20 protein-coding genes are annotated in these 22,242 nt (G+C 50.9%); 5 read left to right on the top strand and 15 right to left on the bottom strand.

What is annotated here, in order from left to right; genetic code table 11:
* Positions 1-17: 17 nt before the first annotated feature.
* The 4 genes from VN24_RS13590 to VN24_RS13580 all read right to left on the bottom strand — a co-directional run bounded on the left by VN24_RS13590 (position 18) and on the right by VN24_RS13580 (position 3,201).
* Positions 18-1,202, bottom strand: coding sequence for an ABC transporter substrate-binding protein (locus VN24_RS13590; protein WP_045670843.1), 1,185 nt, complete (start codon positions 1,200-1,202; stop codon positions 18-20).
* Between the two features lie 429 nt (positions 1,203-1,631).
* Positions 1,632-2,324 carry a GntR family transcriptional regulator gene (locus VN24_RS13585; protein ID WP_045670842.1) on the bottom strand — a complete coding sequence of 231 codons (693 nt, stop codon included), beginning with the start codon at positions 2,322-2,324 and terminating at the stop codon, positions 1,632-1,634.
* A gap of 200 nt (positions 2,325-2,524) precedes the next feature.
* Positions 2,525-2,653, bottom strand: coding sequence for a DUF2179 domain-containing protein (locus VN24_RS28585; RefSeq protein ID WP_338012240.1), 129 nt, complete (start codon positions 2,651-2,653; stop codon positions 2,525-2,527).
* Complete coding sequence (locus tag VN24_RS13580) at positions 2,641-3,201, bottom strand: YitT family protein (RefSeq protein WP_045670841.1); 561 nt, start codon at positions 3,199-3,201, stop codon at positions 2,641-2,643. The genes VN24_RS28585 and VN24_RS13580 overlap by 13 nt, the downstream gene beginning before the upstream one ends.
* A gap of 265 nt (positions 3,202-3,466) precedes the next feature.
* Between VN24_RS13580 and VN24_RS13575 the strand changes: the two genes are divergently transcribed.
* From VN24_RS13575 to VN24_RS13565, 3 genes are all read left to right on the top strand, one after another.
* Positions 3,467-4,111 (top strand): cell wall hydrolase, encoded by a 645-nt coding sequence (locus VN24_RS13575; protein ID WP_045670840.1) that lies wholly within the window; start codon positions 3,467-3,469, stop codon positions 4,109-4,111.
* Positions 4,112-4,202: 91 nt separating this feature from the next.
* Complete coding sequence (locus tag VN24_RS13570) at positions 4,203-4,388, top strand: hypothetical protein (RefSeq protein WP_045670839.1); 186 nt, start codon at positions 4,203-4,205, stop codon at positions 4,386-4,388.
* 203 nt (positions 4,389-4,591) lie between these two features.
* Entirely contained in the window at positions 4,592-5,740 is a 1,149-nt protein-coding gene (locus VN24_RS13565; RefSeq protein ID WP_045670838.1) for a BMP family ABC transporter substrate-binding protein, read from the top strand.
* A 65-nt stretch (positions 5,741-5,805) separates the two neighbouring features.
* Here VN24_RS13565 and VN24_RS13560 read toward each other — a convergent pair whose 3' ends face one another.
* From VN24_RS13560 to VN24_RS13550, 3 genes are all read right to left on the bottom strand, one after another.
* Positions 5,806-6,639, bottom strand: a complete 834-nt coding sequence (locus tag VN24_RS13560) for a lipase family protein (RefSeq protein ID WP_045670837.1) — start codon at positions 6,637-6,639, stop codon at positions 5,806-5,808.
* Between the two features lie 36 nt (positions 6,640-6,675).
* The gene (locus VN24_RS13555; RefSeq protein WP_045670836.1) at positions 6,676-7,506 is read right to left on the bottom strand and encodes a lipase family protein; all 831 of its coding nucleotides are present in this window, start codon (positions 7,504-7,506) and stop codon (positions 6,676-6,678) included.
* A 375-nt stretch (positions 7,507-7,881) separates the two neighbouring features.
* Complete coding sequence (locus VN24_RS13550) at positions 7,882-8,406, bottom strand: DinB family protein (protein WP_045670835.1); 525 nt, start codon at positions 8,404-8,406, stop codon at positions 7,882-7,884.
* Positions 8,407-8,600: 194 nt separating this feature from the next.
* On the opposite strand from VN24_RS13550, the gene VN24_RS13545 reads away from it, so the two are divergent.
* On the top strand, positions 8,601-8,975 hold the full coding sequence (locus VN24_RS13545; protein WP_052702937.1) for a YrdB family protein: 375 nt from the start codon (positions 8,601-8,603) through the stop codon (positions 8,973-8,975).
* A gap of 88 nt (positions 8,976-9,063) precedes the next feature.
* On the opposite strand, the gene VN24_RS13540 is transcribed toward VN24_RS13545, so the two are convergent.
* From VN24_RS13540 to VN24_RS13515, 6 genes are all read right to left on the bottom strand, one after another.
* The gene (locus VN24_RS13540; protein WP_045670833.1) at positions 9,064-10,287 is read right to left on the bottom strand and encodes a Zn-dependent hydrolase; all 1,224 of its coding nucleotides are present in this window, start codon (positions 10,285-10,287) and stop codon (positions 9,064-9,066) included.
* Between the two features lie 242 nt (positions 10,288-10,529).
* A complete protein-coding gene (locus VN24_RS13535) occupies positions 10,530-11,465 on the bottom strand; it encodes an NAD-dependent epimerase/dehydratase family protein (RefSeq protein ID WP_045670832.1) in 936 nt (311 codons plus the stop codon).
* A gap of 59 nt (positions 11,466-11,524) precedes the next feature.
* Positions 11,525-12,379 carry a MerR family transcriptional regulator gene (locus VN24_RS13530; RefSeq protein WP_045670831.1) on the bottom strand — a complete coding sequence of 285 codons (855 nt, stop codon included), beginning with the start codon at positions 12,377-12,379 and terminating at the stop codon, positions 11,525-11,527.
* Between the two features lie 148 nt (positions 12,380-12,527).
* On the bottom strand, positions 12,528-13,580 hold the full coding sequence (locus VN24_RS13525; protein WP_045670830.1) for an ABC transporter ATP-binding protein: 1,053 nt from the start codon (positions 13,578-13,580) through the stop codon (positions 12,528-12,530).
* Complete coding sequence (locus tag VN24_RS13520; RefSeq protein WP_052702936.1) at positions 13,577-15,325, bottom strand: ABC transporter permease; 1,749 nt, start codon at positions 15,323-15,325, stop codon at positions 13,577-13,579. Before VN24_RS13520 ends, VN24_RS13525 begins: the two co-directional genes overlap by 4 nt.
* A gap of 18 nt (positions 15,326-15,343) precedes the next feature.
* A complete protein-coding gene (locus VN24_RS13515; RefSeq protein ID WP_045670829.1) occupies positions 15,344-16,444 on the bottom strand; it encodes an ABC transporter substrate-binding protein in 1,101 nt (366 codons plus the stop codon).
* A 604-nt stretch (positions 16,445-17,048) separates the two neighbouring features.
* Between VN24_RS13515 and VN24_RS13505 the strand changes: the two genes are divergently transcribed.
* Positions 17,049-17,972, top strand: coding sequence for a transposase (locus tag VN24_RS13505; RefSeq protein ID WP_045670827.1), 924 nt, complete (start codon positions 17,049-17,051; stop codon positions 17,970-17,972).
* Positions 17,973-19,146: 1,174 nt separating this feature from the next.
* On the opposite strand, the gene pflA is transcribed toward VN24_RS13505, so the two are convergent.
* Positions 19,147-19,887: a pyruvate formate-lyase-activating protein gene (gene pflA / locus VN24_RS13500; protein WP_045670826.1), complete on the bottom strand. Its 741-nt coding sequence runs from the start codon at positions 19,885-19,887 to the stop codon at positions 19,147-19,149.
* 78 nt (positions 19,888-19,965) lie between these two features.
* A complete protein-coding gene (pflB, locus tag VN24_RS13495) occupies positions 19,966-22,236 on the bottom strand; it encodes a formate C-acetyltransferase (RefSeq protein WP_045670825.1) in 2,271 nt (756 codons plus the stop codon).
* Positions 22,237-22,242 lie beyond the last annotated feature (6 nt).

Raw genomic sequence — 22,242 nt, 5'->3', positions numbered from 1 at the left:
TGGCGGCGCGGGAGCGGTTATTGCGGACGGTGAATGACGACTTGCTTCCCGTCTTGAATTTGGCCGATCCACACTTTATTGTCGGCTTGGCCGTTTTGGTCAAACGTAATTTTACCCATGACGCCTTGGAAGTCTTTAACCGTATGAAGCGCCTCGTTCACTTTGCCGGGTTCGGTCGTGTTAGCCATCTTTACGCCTTCCGCGTACAGATAGACAGCATCATAAGTGGCGGCGGAGTAATAGCTGTCCGGCTTCTGGCCGTATTGTTTCGAATACGCATCGACAAACTGCTCAATCTTCTTGTCGCCTTCAACCGGTGTGAAGTATTCCGTATGAATGAGCCCGTTTACGGCGCTGCCCGCCAAATCGATCGGCGCGGAGCCCATAAATCCGCCGTAGCTGTACAGCTGGTATTTCAAGCCCAAATCTTGAGCCTGCTTGGAAATGAGCGCTCCTTCGGCAACCAGACCTCCAATGACGATCGCATCCGGTTTTGTTTTCTTGATTTTGGTCAGCTGGTCCGTAAATTCTTTCTGGCCGACGTTATAAAATTCGCTTGTCAGCACCTGCCCGCCTTTACTCTCGAATTCCTTCGCGAACGTTTCCGCCAGGCCGCGTCCGTAATCGGAGTTTTCCGAAATTAAAGCTACTTTTTTATCGGGGCGGCTGTTCAAAATGTAATTGACAAGCTCCTGCACCTGCATCGTGTTATCGGCAACGTTGCGGTAAACGTTTTGGAAGCCGGATGTTGTAATTTTGTCCGCAACGGCGATCGGAACGAAGCTTGGAATGTTCTGCTTCGACGTAATTCCGAGATCGGTGAGCGTGTCCGAGCTTTTGAGCGTGCCCATCCAAGCATCGATTTTTTCCTCGGTTACGAGACGCTGCGTCACTTTCACCGATTCGCTCGGGTTGGCCTGATCATCCTGCGCAACCAGCTTTAGTTTTTTTCCGATCACGCCGCCCGCCGCATTGATTTCGTCCACCGCAAGCTGGGCTCCCTGCTGCATTTGTTTGCCATAAAGAGCTCCGCCTCCGGAAAGCGCCGCGACAAAACCGATTTTGATCTCGCTGCCGCCGCTTTCTTCCGCACTCGATGAATCGGCTTGTCCGACTCCTTTCGCTCCGCAGCCTGCCAGCAAGCTGAGGCTTAAAACAGAAGCTCCAATTACTCCCATAATCTTGTTAACGTTCTTCCGCATTGCGATTCCCCCTGAGTCAAGTTAATGGTTAAGCCTAAATGAACTTCCTTGCTCAAACTGCATTCTGCATTTTGAATCCTGGATACAGGATACATACTTGTGGTTTATTATAGTTTAGTCCACTTATTCAGTCAACTATAATAACTTCGAATGTTATGAAATATTACTTAAAGGATTTATTGTTTTTATACGATTAAGGGAAACGTTATCCGTGTTTATCTTGGAATGAGATAAACCTCTATCGAGGTCCTTTCGAAGATGAGCGACCGCGTTCAAATGTAGGTTTATTCGCCAATAGGAAAGTCAATTTCGCTTTAATGCTTTAGCGAAATTAAACTTTCCTATGTGGTAAAAAAAGACGACTCTCCTTTTATTACAAAAGAGAATCGTCTTTTTGCCTATTTATTGATGCTTTTAGTTGTTGTTTTTTTAAGATTTGGCATCTTGTTTGTCTGTCGCATTTTCGGAAGCATCCGTTTTCAAGAGGGATCTGAAATGAACATGCTGTAAATGATTGAACATGGCCTCTTTCGCTTTGGCAGCATCGCGCCGCTGAAGAGAATCGATAATGACGAGATGCTCTTCATAGGCTTCGTGAGCGCTCTGCGACAGCGTCCCGGAAAGCGTCAAGTAACGGTGCAGATTGTTATTAATCTGACCGATGAATTCGGCCAGCTTTTGATTTTCGGTTATGACGGCGATAGCCTGGTGGAAGCGAAAGTCAATATCGATAAATTGGTCCCAGTTCGCATCTGCAATGGCTTGTTTCTGTGCAACCATCAACTGCTGCAGCTGATGGATGAACGACTCCGTCACATACGGTACGGCCTGCTCGGCCGCAAACGTCTCGAGATGCTGGCGAAGGCTCATGAAATGCTGCAGATCTTTCTCTGTAATACGCGCTACGCGGGCCACCTTGCCGTTCTCCAGCTCGACCAAGCCTTCGTAATGCAGCTTCGCCACCGCTTTGCGGATCGGTGTCCGGCTAATGCCAAGCATCGAGGCAACCGCTTCTTCCGGCAGCAGCTCTCCGGGCATAAATTTGCCCTGAATAATGGCCTGCTTGATTTCCAGATAGGCCCGGTCCGCTAAACTTTCCGGCTGACTCAGTTTTTCTAACATTGGCAATCCCCTCCGAAAGCTCTGGATATTGAAATTGTATCCTGTATACAATAATCCACTTTTTGTCATTATAGGGCAGCCGATTGCTGCAGTCAACCGAGCTGCTTGCAATGTCATCGAATATAACTTCGCATTTGCAGCAAAAAAGACCTTTTACAGCCGCAGATTAAACCGGAGCATAAAGGTCTTGATTTCTAAGCTTACTTCTCGATCCCATTCATTTCTTCGGAATCGAAACGGGTTAAACTTCGTTTAAACGTAAAGCCCTGCCCGAGTACCTCCTTGACTTCATGGATCACCACAAAAGCATGCGGGTCTATTTCCTGGATGACCGCCTTAAGCTTCGGCAGCTCTCTCCGGTTAATGATCGTATGACAAAGTAAGAACCGAGGATGACGACAATATCAAAAAACAAGATGGCGTTCGCAATGGTCCAGCCCCAATATTTTTGGCATAAGCGCGCCAAAATCGTCGAGCTGCCTGTCGTCCCTCCTGCACGAAGCACAATGCCCAAGCCTCCGCCTACAAAAATTCCGCTGTATAACGATGCCAGCAGCGGGTCGTCCGGAATCGCTTCTCCCCAGCCATGGGTGAGAAACAAAAAGCAGGAAGATGCCAGCGTGCCAATAACCGTATATACCATCGTCCGTTTGTCAAGCATTCTGTACCCCATAATAAAGATCGGGATATTTAATACCAACGTCACGATCCATGGAGGAAACTTAAACAGGTAATAAGCGACGATCGTTAAACCGGCAATTCCGCCTTCCGAAAGCTGATTCGGAATAATAAAGTAGTTCATGCCGAAGGCAAAAATAAAGCTGCCCATACATATAAGCAGCACGTTTCTGGTATGATTTTGAATTCGTGCATTCAACTCCGTCGATCCCTCCACATATGCCGAATCCAACTCTGGATACAGGATACAACCTTGACATCATTATAGGTCAGCCGATCTCAAACCGTCAACTATTACGTCATCCGCAGCCCCCATTCCTTCAAGCTTTTCCCAATGAGAAAAATGAAAGAAGCATTACAATCTTTTCAGTATTGTACCAAACGTGCGGCGGCAATGTTAGAATCAAATCCATCGCTAACCGCGTTCCAGAATTGACCAAAGTTACGGAGGGATACCAATCATCATGCACAGATTTTTTGCACTGCTTGCGCTGATCGTGCTTGTTGCCGCGGCCACCGTCCATGACAAAGCTTCCGCAGCGGTTGCGCCGGTTATGAAAGTCGGCAGCAAGGGCCCGCAAGTTAAAGATCTTCAGTTTCGGCTTCAGACGCTCGGTTTTTTCCATGTGCCGCTCACGACTACATATGGAACGATTACGAAAGGCGCCGTCAAACGGTTCCAGCAGCATCACGGACTTTCGGCCGACGGCGTTGCAGGCCCGCGAACATGGGCAAAACTAAAGAAAGTATCGGTCAGCCGCAATGAGCTTGTCTTGATGGCGCGCGTCATTTACGGCGAGGCCAGAGGAGAACACTTTAAAGGACAAGTTGCGGTAGGCGCCGTCATCATGAACCGGCTGCAGTCGCCGCTTTTTCCGAATACGATAAAGGAAATCATTATGGAGCCGAACGCCTTCTCGGTTATAGACGACGGGCAGTACTTGCTCACTCCGGATCTAACATCGATCAAAGCCGCCAAAGCTGCGGTTAAAGGAATGGATCCGACCGGCAACGCCCTGTTTTATTATAATCCGAAAATTTCCAAATCGAGCTGGTTTAAAACCCGCACCGCCACAACGAAAATCGGCAACCATCTGTTTACGGTCTAGACGCGGCCCGATCGGTGAGGCGGTACCGTAATAAGCGGACAATCCGTTCGGCTGCTCGAGCAAAACGCATCGTAAAAGGAGATTGAAATGAATGAACGAAGTCACCAAGTCCCGGCATCAGGAGAGAGTAGATGCGGTAATCGATATCATTAAAGAAATTACCGGAGATGAGCAGGCGTCGGAAGCGCTGAGAGACAAATTAACCGCGATGAGTTATGAGCAGCTTGGACAGCTGGCGATGAAGATCTCGAAAACCCGTTCAATCGATCATATTTGACGACAAGGCCATTCCACTGAAGAATGGCCGTTATTTTTTTCTCCCATTCAAGGTAATGCCGCTCATCGAGTAACGCTTTCAGTTCCCCTCCTTGGAAAATGACAGATGTCATAGTTATTGACATAATCATGACGCTCTCGTAAAGTTGTGTTGTTAAGGGATATTTTTCTATCAAATGCAGTTATTTCGAGGAGGGGTCACGCATGAGAAAAGGACTGTTGTGCATCATGATCGCGATTATATTCGCGATTACCGCATGCAGCAGCGGCAAGTCCAACGAAACAACGGGAGCATCATCCACTACACCTTCGGAAACGTCGGAAACGCCGGCTGCGAATGAGCCGGCCGCGGACGATAAGCAGCTTCCCCGCGTCGCTTTCGTTTACATCGGTGTACCCGGGGACGGGGGATGGACGTACCAGCACGACCAAGGCCGGCTCATGCTGGAGAAAGAGCTCGGCATTAAGGCGACGGTCGTCGAGAATGTGCCGGAAGGAGCGGACGCGGAGCGGGTTTTCACCGAGCTGGCGCAAAAAAATGATATTATCTTCGGCACCAGCTTCGGTTATATGGATGCGATGTACAACGTAGCGCAGAAATTTCCTAAGGTGAAGTTTCTCCACGCCACCGGCTACAAAACGGCGCCAAACATGTCCACTTATATGGGCCGCGAATACCAGAGCGCTTACCTCGTCGGACTCGCCGCGGGCAAAATGACGAAAAACAACCAAATCGGTTATGTCGCCGCTTTTCCGATTCCGGAAGTTATTTATACGATCAACGCGTTCACGCTCGGCGCGCAAAGCGTCAATCCGGACATCACAGTCGACGTCGTATGGTCGAATACGTGGTTCGATCCGACCGTCGAACGTCAAGCGGCGGTAAGCTTGCTAGATAAAGGCGTCGATATTTTGGCAGCTTATCAGGATTCCCCCGCAAGCCTGCAGGCGGCGGCAGAACGCGATAAATTCGGAATCGGCAACGACTCCGACATGAACAAATACGCTCCGGACCATTACATTACGAACAACGTATTCAACTGGGGCCCTTACTATGTCAATGCGGTCAAGAGCATTATGGATGGAACATGGAAGTCCGAAAGCTATTGGGGAACAATGAAAGAGGGCATTGTAGACATCGCCCCGCTCGGCAAAAACGTGCCGGAAGACGTTAAGAAATTGGTCGAAGCGAAGCGCCAGGAAATCCTCGACGGCAAATTCAACGTGTTCAACGGCCCGATCTTTGACCAGGACGGCAAACAACGGCTAGCCGAAGGCGAGCCGTTGAAAGACGAAGACATTTTGAGCATGACCTGGTTCGTCAAAGGCATTGTCGGAACGGTTCCGAAATAAAAAAGTTCATTTGATGCAGGAAAGGTACAGCCACTCAACAAAAATGAGGAGGCTGTACCTTTTTTCTAACTGCATATTCCTTTAAACGGAACACATAATCCCGTATCGGGACAAAATCCCGGGTTTTTAGCACATAACGTTTTGGTGAAATCAGGATTCTTTTGGCTGAGGTTTTTAAAATAGCAGACAATCTCATGATTGCGAACAGGTAAACTGTTCAGCTGGAAAGAGAGCGGATACTTCATGTTTACATGCCGGTAGGTTAACCCTTTCTTAGTAAACGGAGGCGGATACGCTTGAGCCGGTAAAGTAGGAATAATGTCATGGATATTAAAAATACGAACACTATTCTTGACCGTTTGGTTGAACCGGGAAGCAAAGTCAGGGTCTGCGACACGCGGACTGCCATAAGTATATACGAAGGGATTTTTAAACGCGGTGTTCACCGCAATATCCAAAGCAGTTAATACGGCCAAAGCTCCTCCTAAACTGTGGCCTGCAACAAATAGTTTTTTTGTTGTAGAAAGCTTGTTTAATTCTCGGATCAGTTCATTTCTTGTCGATTGATAAATACATGTAAATCCACGATGGGTTTTTCCCGCATTTCTGACAAAAGGATACGGTACTTGATACAAGTCCTGGTCCGACTCATTGTCCTTAAAGGTTCGGGTTCCTCTAAAAACGACAATGATTTGATCTTGTGATTCGGCAACAAAACCAAATACTTCCGCTTCCGGCTCCTCAACACCAGCAAGAGCGCGAATGATATATCGAAGGTTAAAGCCTCGTGGCAAGTTAAGCGTTCCTTTTTCAAAAAGTTGATATGACTGATGGATCATGACCGAAAGCAATATCGCATCTTCACTGTTAAAAATATACTTAATGCTTGAGACATTCATCTCTGCAGCTCCTTTCTTGCAGTTAAACTTCAGACGCTAGCATGTTCCTCGAAACGGAAAACACATCTTGGTATCGGGACAAAAACCCGGATTTTCATTACACAATGCTTTGGCAAAATCAGGGTTCTTTGGGCTGAGGTTTTTAAAATAACAGGCAATTCCGTCATTACGCGGCACATTATTCAGTTGAAAAGAGATTGGATACTTTGTTTTTACATGCTGATAGGTTATTCCTTCCTTTGTAAAAGGAGGCGGATACGTTTGAGCAGGGAAAGTAGGATAAGAGTCATGAATATTTACAATTCGAACACTATTTTTGACCTCTTTGTTGAATCGGAAAGCAAAATCGGGGTCTCCAACACGCGGACTGCCATAAGTATATACGAAGGGATTTTTAAACGCGGTATTTACTGCAATATCTAAAGCCGCTAACGTGGCCAAAGCTCCGCCGTAGTTGTGACCGGTAATGAACAGCTTTTTTGTTGCAGGCAGCTTGTTTAATTCCCGGATTAATTGGTTTCTTGTTGATCGATAAATACATGTAAACCCGCGCGAGGTTCCCCCCCCATTTCTAACAAAAGGATAGGGGATTTGAAAAATGTCATAGGCTGCTAAAAGATCCGCAGGATATGCAGCGTATCCTCTAAACGCGATAATGATTTGATCTTGTGACTCGGCAATAAAACCGTATACTGCTTCCGTAGGATTCTCTACGTCTGCAAATGCACGAATGGTATATCGAAGCCTGAATCCTCTTGGCAAGATAAGCTTTCCTTCTAAGAAAAATGGATATGTCTGGTAGCTCATAGCTGCAAGTAATATTGCCGTTTTACTGTTAAAAAGATTCTTTTTGGAAGGAATATCCATATAAATAATTCCTTTCTTTATGCCCAAGCTTGGCTAAAAAATATTGCCTTTTGAATGGAAGTGCCATCCATGTCGGCTTAGCTCATTATGAGTCTATGCCCAGATAAATGAATTCGTGCTCCCGCATGCGCTCTGGCCGCCACAATTATTACGAAGGCTTGTCGGTCGCCCACAACGGCATCGTGATCGAAATTGACAAGATACGTCAGTGTATAGTAAACGCAATCTAAATTAGTAAAAAGGACGACTTTTATTCAAAAATGAATAAGAGTCGTCCTTTTTTTGCGCATAAACGATAATATGACTTTATGACTTTTGCGGGCGAAGATCGCCATTGCCCGGCCTATAACAGCCAGGTACGGCGATTTTCTCTGCTTATACTGTAGCAGGTAAATATTTCTCGCGAATAACGTTCAGATGATGAAGCTCATGCCCGGCAATGATATAAGCGAGCGCTCTTGCGGAACAGTTACGGTCGCTGACGGTCCCCGTTCTCAGCCATGCCTCCTCGGGAATCCCCCGCAGCAAAGTCAGCGTTGCGCGCCGTACGGCAGCATAATCTTGGAGCAGATCCGAAACAGACCATTCGTGATATTGGGCTCCTTTCATTAGCTCATCCTGATCGAAGCCTGGAAGAGGCGTCGTGTCGCCCCGCGAGATGCGAAGCAGACGGTAACTCATTACACGCTCGGTATCCGTCACATGTCCGATAACTTCCTTCAAGCTCCATTTTTCGGGCGCATAGCGGTAAACGGCTTCATTATCCGTTAAAGAAGAAAGCAAATCCGTCGTGACCTGAAGCTGTGAGGCAATGTGTTCCGTAACGTTTCCTTCCGGTACAAGTGAAATATATCCCGTAAAATAAGGATTATATTCTTCGCTCGAAGGACGCTTAAGCATGGCTTCCCCTCCTCTTTTTTATAAATTATACCATATCCTCCGTAAGCAGGAACGGTCGCAAGTGGACAAATAATCCCTCATCTGCGGATACGATCGGCGCTGCACGCGACGGCGAGATTTCATGGAAAAGTTTTTCTTGACAGGTAATTAACCATTGGTTATGTTTATTCTAGATTATTAACCAAAGGTTACTTATGAGAAAAATAGTTAAGGAAAATGAGGTGTTTCAATTGGTTATCGTTCAAAGTGGGCTGCTTGCCGTACTTTTCCTGCTGGAGCTGTCCGCACTGGCCGCGTTCGGCTATTGGGGCTTCCAGACCGGCAATGGCCAGCTGCTGAAAATCGTGCTCGGCATCGGCACCCCGCTTCTTGTCGCCGTCTTCTGGGGGATGGTCGTTTCGCCTAAAGCGTCGTTTCCCGTGCCCGTTCCGGTACGCTCGCTGCTGCAGCTGCTCGTATTCAGCCTGGCCGCACTAGCTTTATATGCATCGGCACGGCAAACGCTCGCCGTTGCCTTTCTGATCGTAGCGGTCATCGACGTCGTGCTCGTCTATCTATGGAAGCTGTAACGATGAGCCGACAACTGCAGCCTGGCACGGCATCGCAAAAAGGACAGGCGCCTGACCGGCACCTGTCCGATGATTCACGCATCGCAAGTCAAGGCAGCAGCGACATGACCGTTTCCAGCAGGACGTTGACTCCTTTTTCGCACGCTTCGTAAGGGGTGAACTCTTCTTCGCAGTGGCTTTTTCCGTTTACGCTCGGCACGAAAATCATCGCGGACGGAATGTAGCTGGCGACAAATTGGGCGTCGTGCCCCGCCCCGCTGACCATTCGTTTGTATGAATAGCCGAACGAATTTGTCGAGGCTTCGACCGCAGCGCAAACCGCCGGATCAAACCAAACGGTGTCGCGTCCCCACAGCTTCGTGATTTGAACCTCGCAATCCTCCAATACCGTTGGCAGCCCATGGATAATGTCCACCACTTCCCGGATCACGTCTTCGTTCTTATGTCTCGCCTCGATCGTAAACACGACTTTATTCGGGATCACAGTATGAATATTCGGGAGAACGTTCATCCTTCCCATCGTAAAGACGAGCTCGCTGTCAAGGGCGCCCAGCTTGCCGCGAAGCTCCGCGATCAAATCATTGGCGGCAAAGAGCGCGTCCTTGCGCATATCCATCGGGGTCGTCCCGGCATGATCCGATTCGCCGGTCACTTCGATTTCGTAGCATACCATGCCGACGACGCATTCCACGACGCCGATCGACAAATCTTCTTTTTCCAAAATCGGCCCCTGCTCGATATGGAGCTCCAAATAGGCGCATGCTTCCGTCAACCGGTTGGCCGCGTCGCCCTCATATCCGCTTGCCTGAAGGGCTTCTCCGAATGTGATGCCTTCCGGATCCTTTTTCTTCATCATCACATCTTTATCGAATTTTCCGGACAAAATGCCCGATGCCATCATCGACGGCTCGAACCGGGCGCCTTCCTCGTTCGTAAAATTCATCACCGTAACCGGAATGTCCGGCTTGATCCCGTTGTCCACGAGCGTCCGCACCACTTCCAGCCCGGAAATGACGCCTAATACGCCGTCAAAGCGGCCGCCTTTTTTCACCGAATCCATATGGGAGCCGATCACAATCGGAGGTTTGTCGGAAGTGCCTGCAAGCGTCGCATAGATGTTGCCCAAATCATCGACCTTGATCGTCATCCCCAATTCCTTGCAGCAGGAACTAAAATAATCGCGCACCAATATATCTTCTTTCGATAGAGCGAGGCGGGTGACGCCGTTTTTGTCCGTTCGTCCGAAGTCCGCAAATTTTTCGATCGTATCTTTCAATCTTCCGCCGTTTATAAACAGCTTTTGCCGCTGCATTCAACCCACTCCCTTTAACTTGTTGAACTTTTCGAACAATTTCAAGGATTCATGTGATCTGTTGCGTCCAAACGACCCTGTTATATTTACTAACTATATAGGTTAACTGTAAAGGGAATCAATATGATTTCATACTACAATGTGTAACAAAATGCCCTCTCTTTTTCTTTTATTTTGTACATATGTTACATGATACGGAAGGCGTCCGGGAGCAAAAACAAAAAAGCGGAGAGAAGCAGGGGCTATTCCTGAATCGCCTGATAACGGCTCCGGTACCAGTCAATCGTTGCCGCCAGTGAGTCAGCCAGTGGGGTGGCCGCCATCTTAAAGCGGTCGCTAAATTTCCAGCTGTCGACAACAAAATCGCGCTCATATTGGTAAAACATCTCGATGCTTTCCCTGGCCGCAGGAATAAATAAGCCGCCAAACCGCAGCATTCCGATTCCCATCGTTCGAACCTTTGCTCCGCAGCCGGCCGCCTGAGCGGCCATTCCGACAAACTGCCGCGTCGTTACTGTATCCGCATTGGGGACATGCCAAGCCTGACCGTACGCATCCTCCGCTTCTCCCAGCATGACAAGCGCTTTGCCAAAATCGTCAATAAACGTATACGTATGTTTTTTGTCCGGATCTCCCATCACCGTTGCATGTTTACCGTTGATCAACGGTTTAAACAAGCGTTCCCCCACAGACGAGTCCGTTACATAAGGGCCGAAGAAATCCGCCCCTCTTCCGATAACGGCCTGCAAGTCGCCTGTTCGATACAGCTCCTGCAGCCGCCGGGTCAGCTTCGCCCGAATTTGCCCTTTCCGGGTCGCAGCCTTATATGGGAGACGTTCATGGATAGAACCGTTCACTTCCCCGTACATATAAAGATTTTCGGCCACTGCAAGCTTCGCCCCATTAGCTGCGGCGGCGGATATGATATTGTCCTGCAGCCGCTCGAACAAGCCGTCCCAGCGGTGATACGGAGGCTGAACGCAATGGTAGATCACCGTCGCCCCGCGAGCTGCCTCGCGCGCCTGCTCTGCATCCATCAAGTCGGCGCGCCTTAACGGAGCATTGATGCCCTTCGGCAGAGTACCCGAAACGTTAACGAAACGAAACGGTTCCCCGCGTTTTTCGATTTCCCTCATCACTGCCAGTCCAAGCGGACCGGTACCTAATATGACATGCATTTTTTTGCCTCCTGTCTCATTCGAATACCAATAAAATAAACCCTATAGCGGCTATAGGGTCAACACTTTGTGACAGGAAGCTGAAGCTCAACGATATATTCGTCCGGATCGAGCATTTGGCTTAAATCGACGAGATATTGCTCGATGGCCGGACCGGACTCGCAATAACCGTGCGTTCTCGCCCAATCCGTGAGCTCCCGGTATATTTTTTTGCATGATTCCTCGTTAGGCGTGCCGGAATAGACGGCCGTAATATACGTTCCGCCGGGAATCACCCGGATAAAAGGGAGTGAAGCCGGCGCCCCGCCCGATACGGGAATGCAGAGCTCCAAATCGGAATCGGAGCGGTCAAACGTCAAAATGTTTTCATGATATATCGTCATCATGAAACCTTGTGAGGCCAGTCCATGCGATTCGATTGTACCGAACAGCCCGGTAAACCGGACGATTGATGCCTCCATGCCGCATTCGGATCTTCTGCGGTCGAACGCGACGGTCCTCGCGGGCAGCGACTTTAAATCGATCAGAAAATCGGCGGTGCCGAATTTTTCGTTGACGCGGAGCAGCGACTCGATTTGATCCATTCTTTTTTCGATGGAGACGGCCGTTTGCCGGAGACGTTCGATTTCGTCTTTCGTTTCGTTATGCTTATCCCGCATGACGGCCATTAACCCTTCCAATCCGCCGCTTGAGATGATTTGTCCGATTTGATCCAACGAGAAATGGAGCCGTTTCATATCCTGAACGACTTTGATTTGCAAAATGTCGCGATTGGAATAGTAGCGGTAATTTGACTGATTATCGGTATGACTGGGGTGAACCAAGCCGATCTTGTCGTAGTAGCGCAGCGTTTGAATGGAGATGCCGCATATCCGCGCCGTATGGCCGATCGTATAAAGCTGATCGTGAAGCATATCACCCTCTCCTTTATACCTTTCACTCGAATGCTTTGACCGTTTGTTCAAGATTATAGGTTTTCGGGCCGGGTTCCGCAATTGAGCTTAAACCGAACAAATCCCGGCAACCATTGAACGGTCACCGGGATTGGAGTGAAAGATTCGTCTATGTGCCGGTCTCGGCCAGATTGACAACAACTCGATCGCCAAGCTTGTACGGCTGCGCGCAAATAACCTCCCACTGCTCGCTGCCGGCGCGGATATGATAGCGAAATTCCTTGCCTTGAAACTGCACGTTCACGATTTCGCCCCGGATGCCGGGCTCCTCCCCCGACTCTTCGCCAAGGACAAATTGGTCCGGCCGAACCGGGTACAAACCGTTCTCCTTGAAAAATTCGCCCACTCGTTCACCCGGCCATCCGATCGGTCTTCTATAGTGCCCTTCGGGAAGGAAGCGGTCTTGCTGCCACTGCCCTTTAACGAGATTCGCCTTGGAGACGAACCTCGCAACGAATTCCGTCCGCGGACGCAAATAAATGTCCTGGGGCGTGCCAACCTGTTCGATCCTGCCGTCTTTCATGACGACGATCCGGTCGGCCATCGCCAGCGCTTCGCTCTGGTCATGGGTTACATATACGATCGCCGAACCGGTTTGCCGGTGCACGTTCTGAATTTCGCGGCGCATATCCATGCGCAGCATGGCGTCCAAGCTGCTGAGCGGCTCGTCCATGAGCAGTAGCGACGGCTCCGGGGCTATTGCCCGGGCAATGGCGACGCGCTGCTTCTGCCCGCCCGACAATTGATGCGGCATGCGAGAAGCCATGGACGACAGACCGACCAGGTCCAGAACGCGGCCCACCCGCTCCCGCTCGTTTCGTTTGATATGGGCGGGCGTTTCTTTGTGGGAACGGATCGGAAACAAAATATGCTCCTCCACATTCATATGCGGCCATAGCGCAAAAGCCTGGAACACCATTCCGATCCGCCGTTTCTCCGGCGGAAGGCTGAAACCGCTCGCGGCCACACATTTGCCGTTCAGATGGATTTCTCCAGAGGACGGCTGCTCGAATCCGGCCAACATGCGGAGCAGCGTTGTTTTGCCGCACCCCGACGGTCCAAGAATCGCAATAAACTCGCTGGCTTCAATATGAAGATTTATCGAATGGAGCGCTTGAAAGCGTCCGAACGATTTGCCGACGTCCTTTAACATAATGCTCATGCTCTGTCTCCCCTCCGTTGTACGCGCCCCTGGAGCCATACCAGCAGCCCGCCGCCCGCCAGGATCATGAAGACGATGAGGCTGGATAAAGCCGTTGAATACAGGGTGCTGCCCGCCTGTTCATAGCTGAATACCGTAACGCCGATCGTCTGCGTGCCCGATGAATAAAGAAGCGCCGATACCGTTAATTCCGTGAGCGACATCAGGAATACGAGCACCGCCCCGCTTAACAAGCCCGGCAGCAGCAGCGGCAGCAGGACCGCTCTCCATTTGCGCCATGTGCCGGCCCCCGCCGCCCGCGCCGCTTCTTCCATCGAAGGGTCGATCTGCATGAAAGCGGTAATGCCCGCGCGGATTTGCAATATAAGAAAGCGGCAAATATAAGCGATGAACAAAATATAAACGGTGCCGTATATGCCGGGATTCCATCCCGTCACCGGCTCCATCCATACGAGGATCATCGATAACGCGAAGACGATGCCGGGCAGCGTGTAAGGGATGGAAATGGCGATTTCGGCCGCTTTCATAAGCAGCGAAGGCTTCCGTACACGTATATAAGCGAAGATCGAGCCGGCGATAAGACAGACGACCAGCGTAACCAGCGCCAGCATGAAGCTGTTTTGGATCGCCTTCCATACTTTCCCATTGCCGAGTAAAATAAATTTATAATTGTCCAGCGTCAGGTTGGAAAACTGCAGTCCGAGTCCATACGCTTTCTTGAACGATAGCGAAACCATTGCCAGCAGCGGAACCGCCGTTACGATCAGCAGAAATGCCCACATTCCCGCGCTGACCCATTTTCTGCCCGCGCCGAGCCAATACCGCGGCCCGTGATCGAGCAGAACCGTATCGGAAATGCTGCTTTTCCGCAGCAGCAGCCACTGCACCAAGGTGCCGGTTACGGCCGCAAGTCCAAGCAGGACGGACAAGGCCGCTCCTCTGGCAAAGGCGGATGGCCCGAAACCGATAATTTCTTCATAGATTAACGTGCTGAGCACCGTAATGTTGGCCGGCGTCCCGAGAAAAGCGGGAATGCCGAAATTATCGAGCGAAGCGAGAAACACAAGCAGCCCGCCGGCAGTTAATCCCGGCAGCGCAAGCGGCACGGTTACTTTTCGAAACGTGTTGAACTTGCCCGCTCCGCCTGCCCGTGCGGCCCACTCCAGGTCGCGCGGAATTTTTTTGAGCACATTCAGGGTGAACAAATAGACGAGCGGGAAATGGTGGATACCCATGACGAAAATAATGCCGCCGTAATTGTACATGCTCCATGGCGAAGCTCCGGGAACAACAAGATGAAGCATCCCGGCCAGCAAGCCTTGCGGGCCCATGAACGAAGACCATGACAATGTCAGCACATACGATGGCAAAATAAAACATAATAGCAGCGCCATATGCAGCATCCGCTTATGTTTTAGATCCGTATAAGCCATCAGCCAGGCGGCCGCAAATCCGAGCAGCAGCGAAAGGACGGTCGACCCGGCAACAACGATGGCGGTGTTCCAGAGGCTCGACCAAAACCTTGGACTTTGAAACAATTCATTATAGTGCGATAAGGTGAATCCCGCTTCGCTCCGCACGCTCAGCGAAGCCAGCTTGAATACCGGCATTACAAACAGAAAGAGAACGGCGGCCGCTCCGAGCAAAAGGAGCAGCTTCGTTCCTAGCGAAGAAATGGAAAAGCGGGGAAGGTTTCCCTTCCCGCTTTCCGATATACGGATGTGATACGATGATTGTTTTTCCATACCGTTAACTTCCATTCGTTATTTTCCGAACAGCTCGGTAAATTTCTGCTTGTCCGCATCGCGCTCGTTCGTCAAGACAGCCATATCGCCCGACAGAATTTTCATGTCGGCAATGCCTTTCAAGCCTTGCGGCGGCGCCACTCCTTCGCGAATCGGCGTATAGCCGATCTCGGAGGCAACCTTCTGGCCTTCCTCGGACAGAACGAAATCGACGAACGCCTTGGCAAGCTCTTCGTGCTTGCTGTTCTTCACGATCGCGATCGGCTCGGTAATGATCGGAACCCCTTCTTCGGGATACGCCAGTTCTACCGGCGAGCCTTTCGCTTTTTCGCGCGCAACCATAAAATCAACAACGACGCCGTATGATTTTTCACCGCTCGCCACCGCTTTCATGACGGCTCCGTTTCCTTTAATGACCGTCATCCCGTTGTCTTTCAAGCCTTGGAGAAATTCCCAGCCCAGGCCATCCGTGCGCGAGAAGACACCGATATTATAAGCTGCCGCGCCGGAATATAACGGACTCGGCATAATGGCCGCGCCTTTGCTGTCCGCAGCGGCCAGCACTTTCCAGGATGAAGGCGCCGCGGCTACCTTTTTCGTATTCGAAGCCAGGATGGTCGCGATCACTTTCGTTCCGGCATACGTTCCGTCCGGATCGACGAGCGACTGCGGAATTCCGCTTAATTCCGGCGACTTATAAGACAGCAGCAGGTCTTCCTTTTTCAATCCTTCAAACGTTACCGCATCGGCAAGCAGCAGCACGTCGGCCTGCACTTCGCCCGCTTGTTTTTCCGCTTGAATTTTGGCCGTTACTTCTTCCGTGCCGGAACGGAACACATTCACTTTCACGTCCGGATATTTTGCAGTAAAAGCTTCCGTCAACTTCGCCGCATCGTCTTCAGGCTGCGAAGTATAGAAGGACAATTCGCCCGAAAGGCCCGCCTCGGGAGCCGTTTTCTCGCCGCCGCTTGCGGTGTTGCCGGAAGCAGCCGCCGTTTTCTCGTTTCCGCCCGCCGCATTGCCGGAAGCGGTCGTCTCATTCTTTTGCGAACCGCAGCCGCTGAGGATGACGATGGCGATGAGTACGGCAAATACAAACCTGTTTTTTACGCTGCGCAATTTATAATCCTCCCCCAAATTCCAATTGTTTGTTCACTGGGCTCTGTCTAACACTTCAAACAAGTTTATTGTAAAAATAATTTGTTCGAGCAATGTTTATTTTGTTTTTAGAAAATGTAAAGGGTCAGGGTGATCTGGAGAGCTGCTGGGCAAAAACGTTTCCGGGCGGTCTATAATGGCCAAAAAAATCGTTACTTGTCGCGATTTATACGCAAAACCAAGACAACCGTCAAGTCCAAAGCTTGGCTTACAGCACAGACGATGGTCGGGTCGGACATGGACCAACTATGCCTCCCATTGATTTGCAGTTCCGCATCTCGTTTCTTAGACTTTCCCCATTCGAATGCTTTCCCCATATGAATGCTTTCCCCATATGAATGTTCTCCCCATCCATTCGAAGGCATTCCCTTTTCAAAGGTGTATGTCTCTCCAGTATCTTTTCTCCACTCTCCCAATGACTCAGGAAGCAGAAAAAAGTTTTCGAACATCTTTAATTAATTCATTGAAATAAGAACATATGTTTGGTATAATTATCACAAAAGGGAACATTTGTTCCAATCTAATGTTATTGAAAAAAGGGCGGTTCATTGGGGAGGCTTTGAGAATGATTGGCGAAAACGATCACCCAAGTATAACTGGTATCGTAAAGGGTGTTATTGAAGCGCAGCAGGCTTTTTCCATCGAGGAGGAGTGTATCGAATTTCTCTTTCGCCTGAAGTGGCCTGCAGGATATCTCTGCCCAAAGTGTGGCTGTTCACACGCATATACGATTACAACACGGCGTCTTCCACTTTATGAGTGTTCCTATTGCGGGCATCAAACGTCACTTACAGCCAATACTATGATGGAAAAAAGCCGTACTCCCCTCCATAAATGGCTCACGGCCCTGTCGCTGGTTTCCTGCCCTGATTCGGCTATTAATGCCGTACAGCTTGCCGACGTGCTGGACGTTACTTACAAAACAGCCTGGTCCATGCTGCATAAAATACGCAGGGCCATCTCCATTGCCGATCATGCAGATCCGCTACTCGGCCAAGTACAGGCCGGTCTCGTTCTTTACGGGCGTCAAGTCAAAACTTGCGACTCGGCTACTTGTCCCCTCCCCGCCAATCCACCGGTTTCCAAACATCCGCTCATTTTGGGCGTCGGCTACGATGTGAATGAGGAACCCGTACAACTGAAACTAAAAATCGTGCCGCAAAATCATATGAGCGGCCATCATCTGTTCCCTTCCGGGAAACGGCACTTTATCGAACAATGGGGGCATGCCGGCATGCTAGAAGAGCACATTTGCGCCAAACGATTCATTTTTTATCGTAATCGTTCATTAATCGCTATTTTTCGTTCTGCGGAAGCTTGGATCAACCGTACCTTCCATGGTATTGGACGGCGGCACCTTCAACTCTATTTGGATGAATTCTGCTTCCGGTTTCAATTCAGAGATCGACCGCATGAGGCTTTAAGCCGGCTGGTTTCCTTTTGCTTGAGCGTTTGTCCGAATGCCCGCCTTTCACAGAAAGTCATATAAATAATTTTAACCTTGTTTCAATCCCAGTTCCTAAATTTCTAAGGAGACCATTAGGGGAACTATTTGAACTATTTATCACTTTCCACATCCGACCAGCATTCGATCGCTTCCATTCATCAATATTTGGAATTAATTACTTTCTACATCTGCTAGCAGCTATGGATTACTTTCTTATAACCTCCGATCAACTTTTGTAACCGCTTCCCACTTGAACAACCTTCGAAACTTCGATCAAACTTTGAAAACTTCGATCAAACTTCAATCAATCAACTTGTTAAGCTTCCCACTTCGAACAATCAACTTTTTCGGTCCCCAGTTCTCTTTCGTCACTAAAATAATGCTTTCGTTTTCTTTCGATTTTCTTCAGCACGCTCGGAACAGCCGAAGGATAAATGTACAGAGGTCAGCAGGCAGACGGTAAATGTCCAATGTGAGCAGGCCGACCGTGAACAGGCAGACGATGAATGTCCAAAGTTAGCGGGCAGACCGTGAACTGACAGACGGTGAATGTCCAAAGTTAGCGAGCAAGATCTCGAACAGGCAGTCGGTGAATGTCCAAAGTTAGCGAGCGAGATCTCGAACAGGCAGTCGGTGAATGTCCAAAGTTAGCGAGCAAGATCTCGAACAGGCAGTCGGTGAATGTCCAAAGTTAGCGAGCGAGATCTCGAACAGGCAGTCGGTGAATGTCCAAAGTTAGCGAGCAAGATCTCGAACAGGCAGTCGGTGAATGTCCAAAGTTAGCGAGCGAGATCTCGAACAGGCAGTCGGTGAATGTCCAAAGTTAGCGAGCAAGATCTCGAACAGGCAGTCGGTGAATGTCCAAAGTTAGTGGGCAGACCGTGAACTGGCAGATGGTCAATGTCCGAAAAGTGAGTGGGTAGACTGTGAACACGCCGACGGTGAACGACCGTAGATGAACGACCGTAGGTGAACGACCGTAGGTGAATGACCGTAGGCGAATTATTTAGCCGAGGTTGAATGTCCGATGGTGTACGGGCCGAGTTTATTTCCTGAGCCGATGGGAGAGTGAACAAAAGATTCTGAAAAGAGAACCCTAACCCATGCATAAAAACCGTCAGGGAATAACCCCCCTGACGGCATAGCATTCTAATGGTTCTTTAGGTCGGCGGTCCTCCGCAATACTCCAAGCAGACGGAGACGGTACAGAGGAACGCTAGATTTCGACCGTTTGGCTTGACAGCCGACCTCTCTCGATCAGTGCATGAGCCCGCTTGATTTGTTCAGCAGACGGCTCCCGGACGCCTTCAAGCGGGTAGGCTCTCCCAAGCTGCTGCCATTTGTACACGCCCATACGGTGATAAGGAAGCAGCTCGAATTTCTCAACATTCGAGAACTCACCAATCAGCTGCCCGAGTGCGATCAAATCGGTGTAATGATCGGTTAAGCCAGGAACGAGCACATGCCGGATCCAGACCGGCTGCTTCCGTTCCGCCAGCCATCTGGCAAAGCGCAAGATGCGGTCATTCGGCTGAGAGGTTAGCACCGTGTGCTTCGTCCGGTCGGTATGCTTCAGGTCGAGCAGCACGAGATCGGTCGCCGCTATCAGCTCTTCCGCATGCTCCGGTTCGCAGAAGCCCGAGGAATCGAGCGCCGTATGAAGTCCCCATCGCTCTTTACATGCCATAAACAAAGCTGCGACGAAGGGCGCCTGCAGCGTTGGCTCTCCTCCCGTAACCGTAATGCCGCCGCCGGATGTACGGTAATAAGGCACATACGGCTCGATTTCGCTTAATATCTCGTCCACGTCGACGAGTTTCCCTTCGCCCGTATCCCAGGTGTCGGGATTGTGACAGTACGCGCACCGAAGCGCGCAGCCCTGCATGAACAGCACGAAACGGATGCCCGGTCCGTCGACGGTGCCGAACGTTTCAATCGAATGGATTCGTCCTTTCATGAGAGCCACGCTCCTTCTTTTTTCGCGGAATTAATACGGATCCGTAGAAGGTCCGAACGGTTGTTGTCAATCGCGGGACTATACGGAACCGTGGAAGGTCCTGTTGATGACGTCCAGCTGCTGCTCCCGGGTCAGCTTAATAAAGTTGACCGCATAACCGGAAACGCGGATCGTTAGCTGCGGGTAATTTTCCGGATGCTCCATCGCATCAAGCAGCTGCCCGCGGTCGAACACGTTCACATTCAAGTGATGTCCGCCGGATGCAGTATAACCGTCCAGCAGGGAGACGAGGTTGCCGATCCGCTGCTCCCGCTCTTTGCCGAGTGCCTTCGGTACGATCGAGAACGTGTTGGAAATGCCGTCGAGACTGTACTCATACGGAATTTTCGCCACGGATGCGAGCGATGCCAGCGCCCCTTTGCGGTCCCGGCCGTGCATCGGGTTGGCGCCCGGCGCAAACGGCTCTCCGGCTTTACGGCCGTCCGGCGTGCTGCCTGTTTTCTTGCCGTAGACGACGTTCGACGTGATTGTCAGTACCGACATCGTCGGCAGTGCATTGCGGTAAGCCGCATGCTTGCGCAGCTTGTTCATGAACGATTCGGTCAGCGCGACGGCGATGCCGTCAACGCGCTCGTCATTGTTGCCGTACTGCGGGTATTCACCTTCGATGACGAAATCGACGGCAAGGCCCCGCTCGTTGCGGACTGGACGAACAACAGCGTGCTTGATTGCGCTCAGACTGTCCGCCACAACGGACAGACCGGCTATGCCGCAGGCCATCGTGCGCAAAATGTCGCGGTCGTGCAGCGCCATTTCGATCCGTTCATAGCTGTATTTATCGTGCATGTAATGAATGACGTTGAGCGTATTCATGTAAAGTCCGGCCAGCCATTCGAGCATGGCGTCGTACTTGCTCATCACTTCGTCAAACCGAAGCACATCGGCCGTAATCGGTGCTGCTGCCGGACCGATTTGGACGCCGAGCTTCTCGTCCACGCCGCCGTTGATCGCATAAAGCAGCGCTTTGGCCAGGTTCGCCCGCGCCCCGAAAAACTGCATCTGCTTCCCGATGCGCATGGCGGATACGCAGCAGGCGATCCCGTAATCGTCGCCGTAAAGCGGACGCATCAGATCGTCGCTCTCGTACTGGATCGAGCTCGTCTCAATCGACACCCGCGCGCAGTACCGTTTGAACGGCTCCGGCAGCTGCTCCGACCAGAGCACCGTGAGGTTAGGCTCTGGTGCCGGACCGAGATTGTAGAGCGTATGCAGGAAGCGGAACGAGTTTTTCGTCACGCGCGTTGCGCCGCTTAGTCCCATGCCGCCGATCGATTCGGTTACCCATGTCGGGTCACCGCTGAACAGCTCGTTGTAATCGGGCGTCCGCAGAAATTTTACGATCCGCAGCTTCATCACAAACTGATCGATCAGCTCCTGTGCCTCCGCCTCCGTCAGCGTCCCTTCGGCCAGGTCGCGTCCGATGTAAATATCGAGGAAGCTCGATACGCGCCCGAGGCTCATTGCCGCGCCGTTCTGCTCTTTAATGGCGGCGAGGTAAGCGAAATAGAGCCACTGCACCGCCTCCGCCGCATTGCCAGCCGGAGCCGAAATGTCGTATCCATAGGAAGCTGCCATCGCTTTCAGCTCCTTGAGGGCGCGGATTTGCTCCGACAGCTCCTCGCGCAGGCGGATGACGTCCTCGCTCATCGTTTCGACTTCCAGCTGTAGCAGATCTTCCTTTTTGTCCCCGATCAGACGATCGACACCGTACAGCGCCGCGCGCCGGTAGTCGCCGATGATCCGGCCGCGGCCGTAGGCGTCGGGCAGGCCGGTGATGATGCCCGCCTTCCTCGCAGCCCGCATTTCGGTCGTATAAGCATCGAATACGCCCTGGTTGTGCGTCTTGCGAATGTCGGTGAACAGCCGCACCATCTCTTCCGGAAGCTTGAACCCATAAGCTTCACAAGCATCGACCGCCATCCGGATGCCGCCGAACGGCTGGACGGAGCGCTTCAGCGGAGCGTCGGTTTGCAGGCCGACAATCCGTTCAATGCTTTTATCGATATACCCCGGCTGATGGGACGTAATCGTGGAAACGGTGTTTACGTCGACGTCGAGCACGCCGCCGCCCTCCCGCTCCTGCCGCATCAGCTCGAGCAGCTGCCGCCATAGCTCCTTCGTCGCCGCGGACGGCGGCTCCAAAAACCGCTCGTCTCCATAATAAGGTGTCAAATTTCGCTCCAAAAAATCGTTTACATCGATGTGCCGCTGCCATTTGCCGCCTTTGAACGATCTCCAACTGTCCGCTTGCGGCCGGCTGCCTGTCACTTCCGTTTCCGTCATCGCCATGACGGA

It is taken from the genome of Paenibacillus beijingensis, from assembly GCF_000961095.1.
Lineage (GTDB): Bacteria > Bacillota > Bacilli > Paenibacillales > Paenibacillaceae > Paenibacillus_O > Paenibacillus_O beijingensis.
This window is presented reverse-complemented; position numbering and strand designations above follow the sequence as displayed.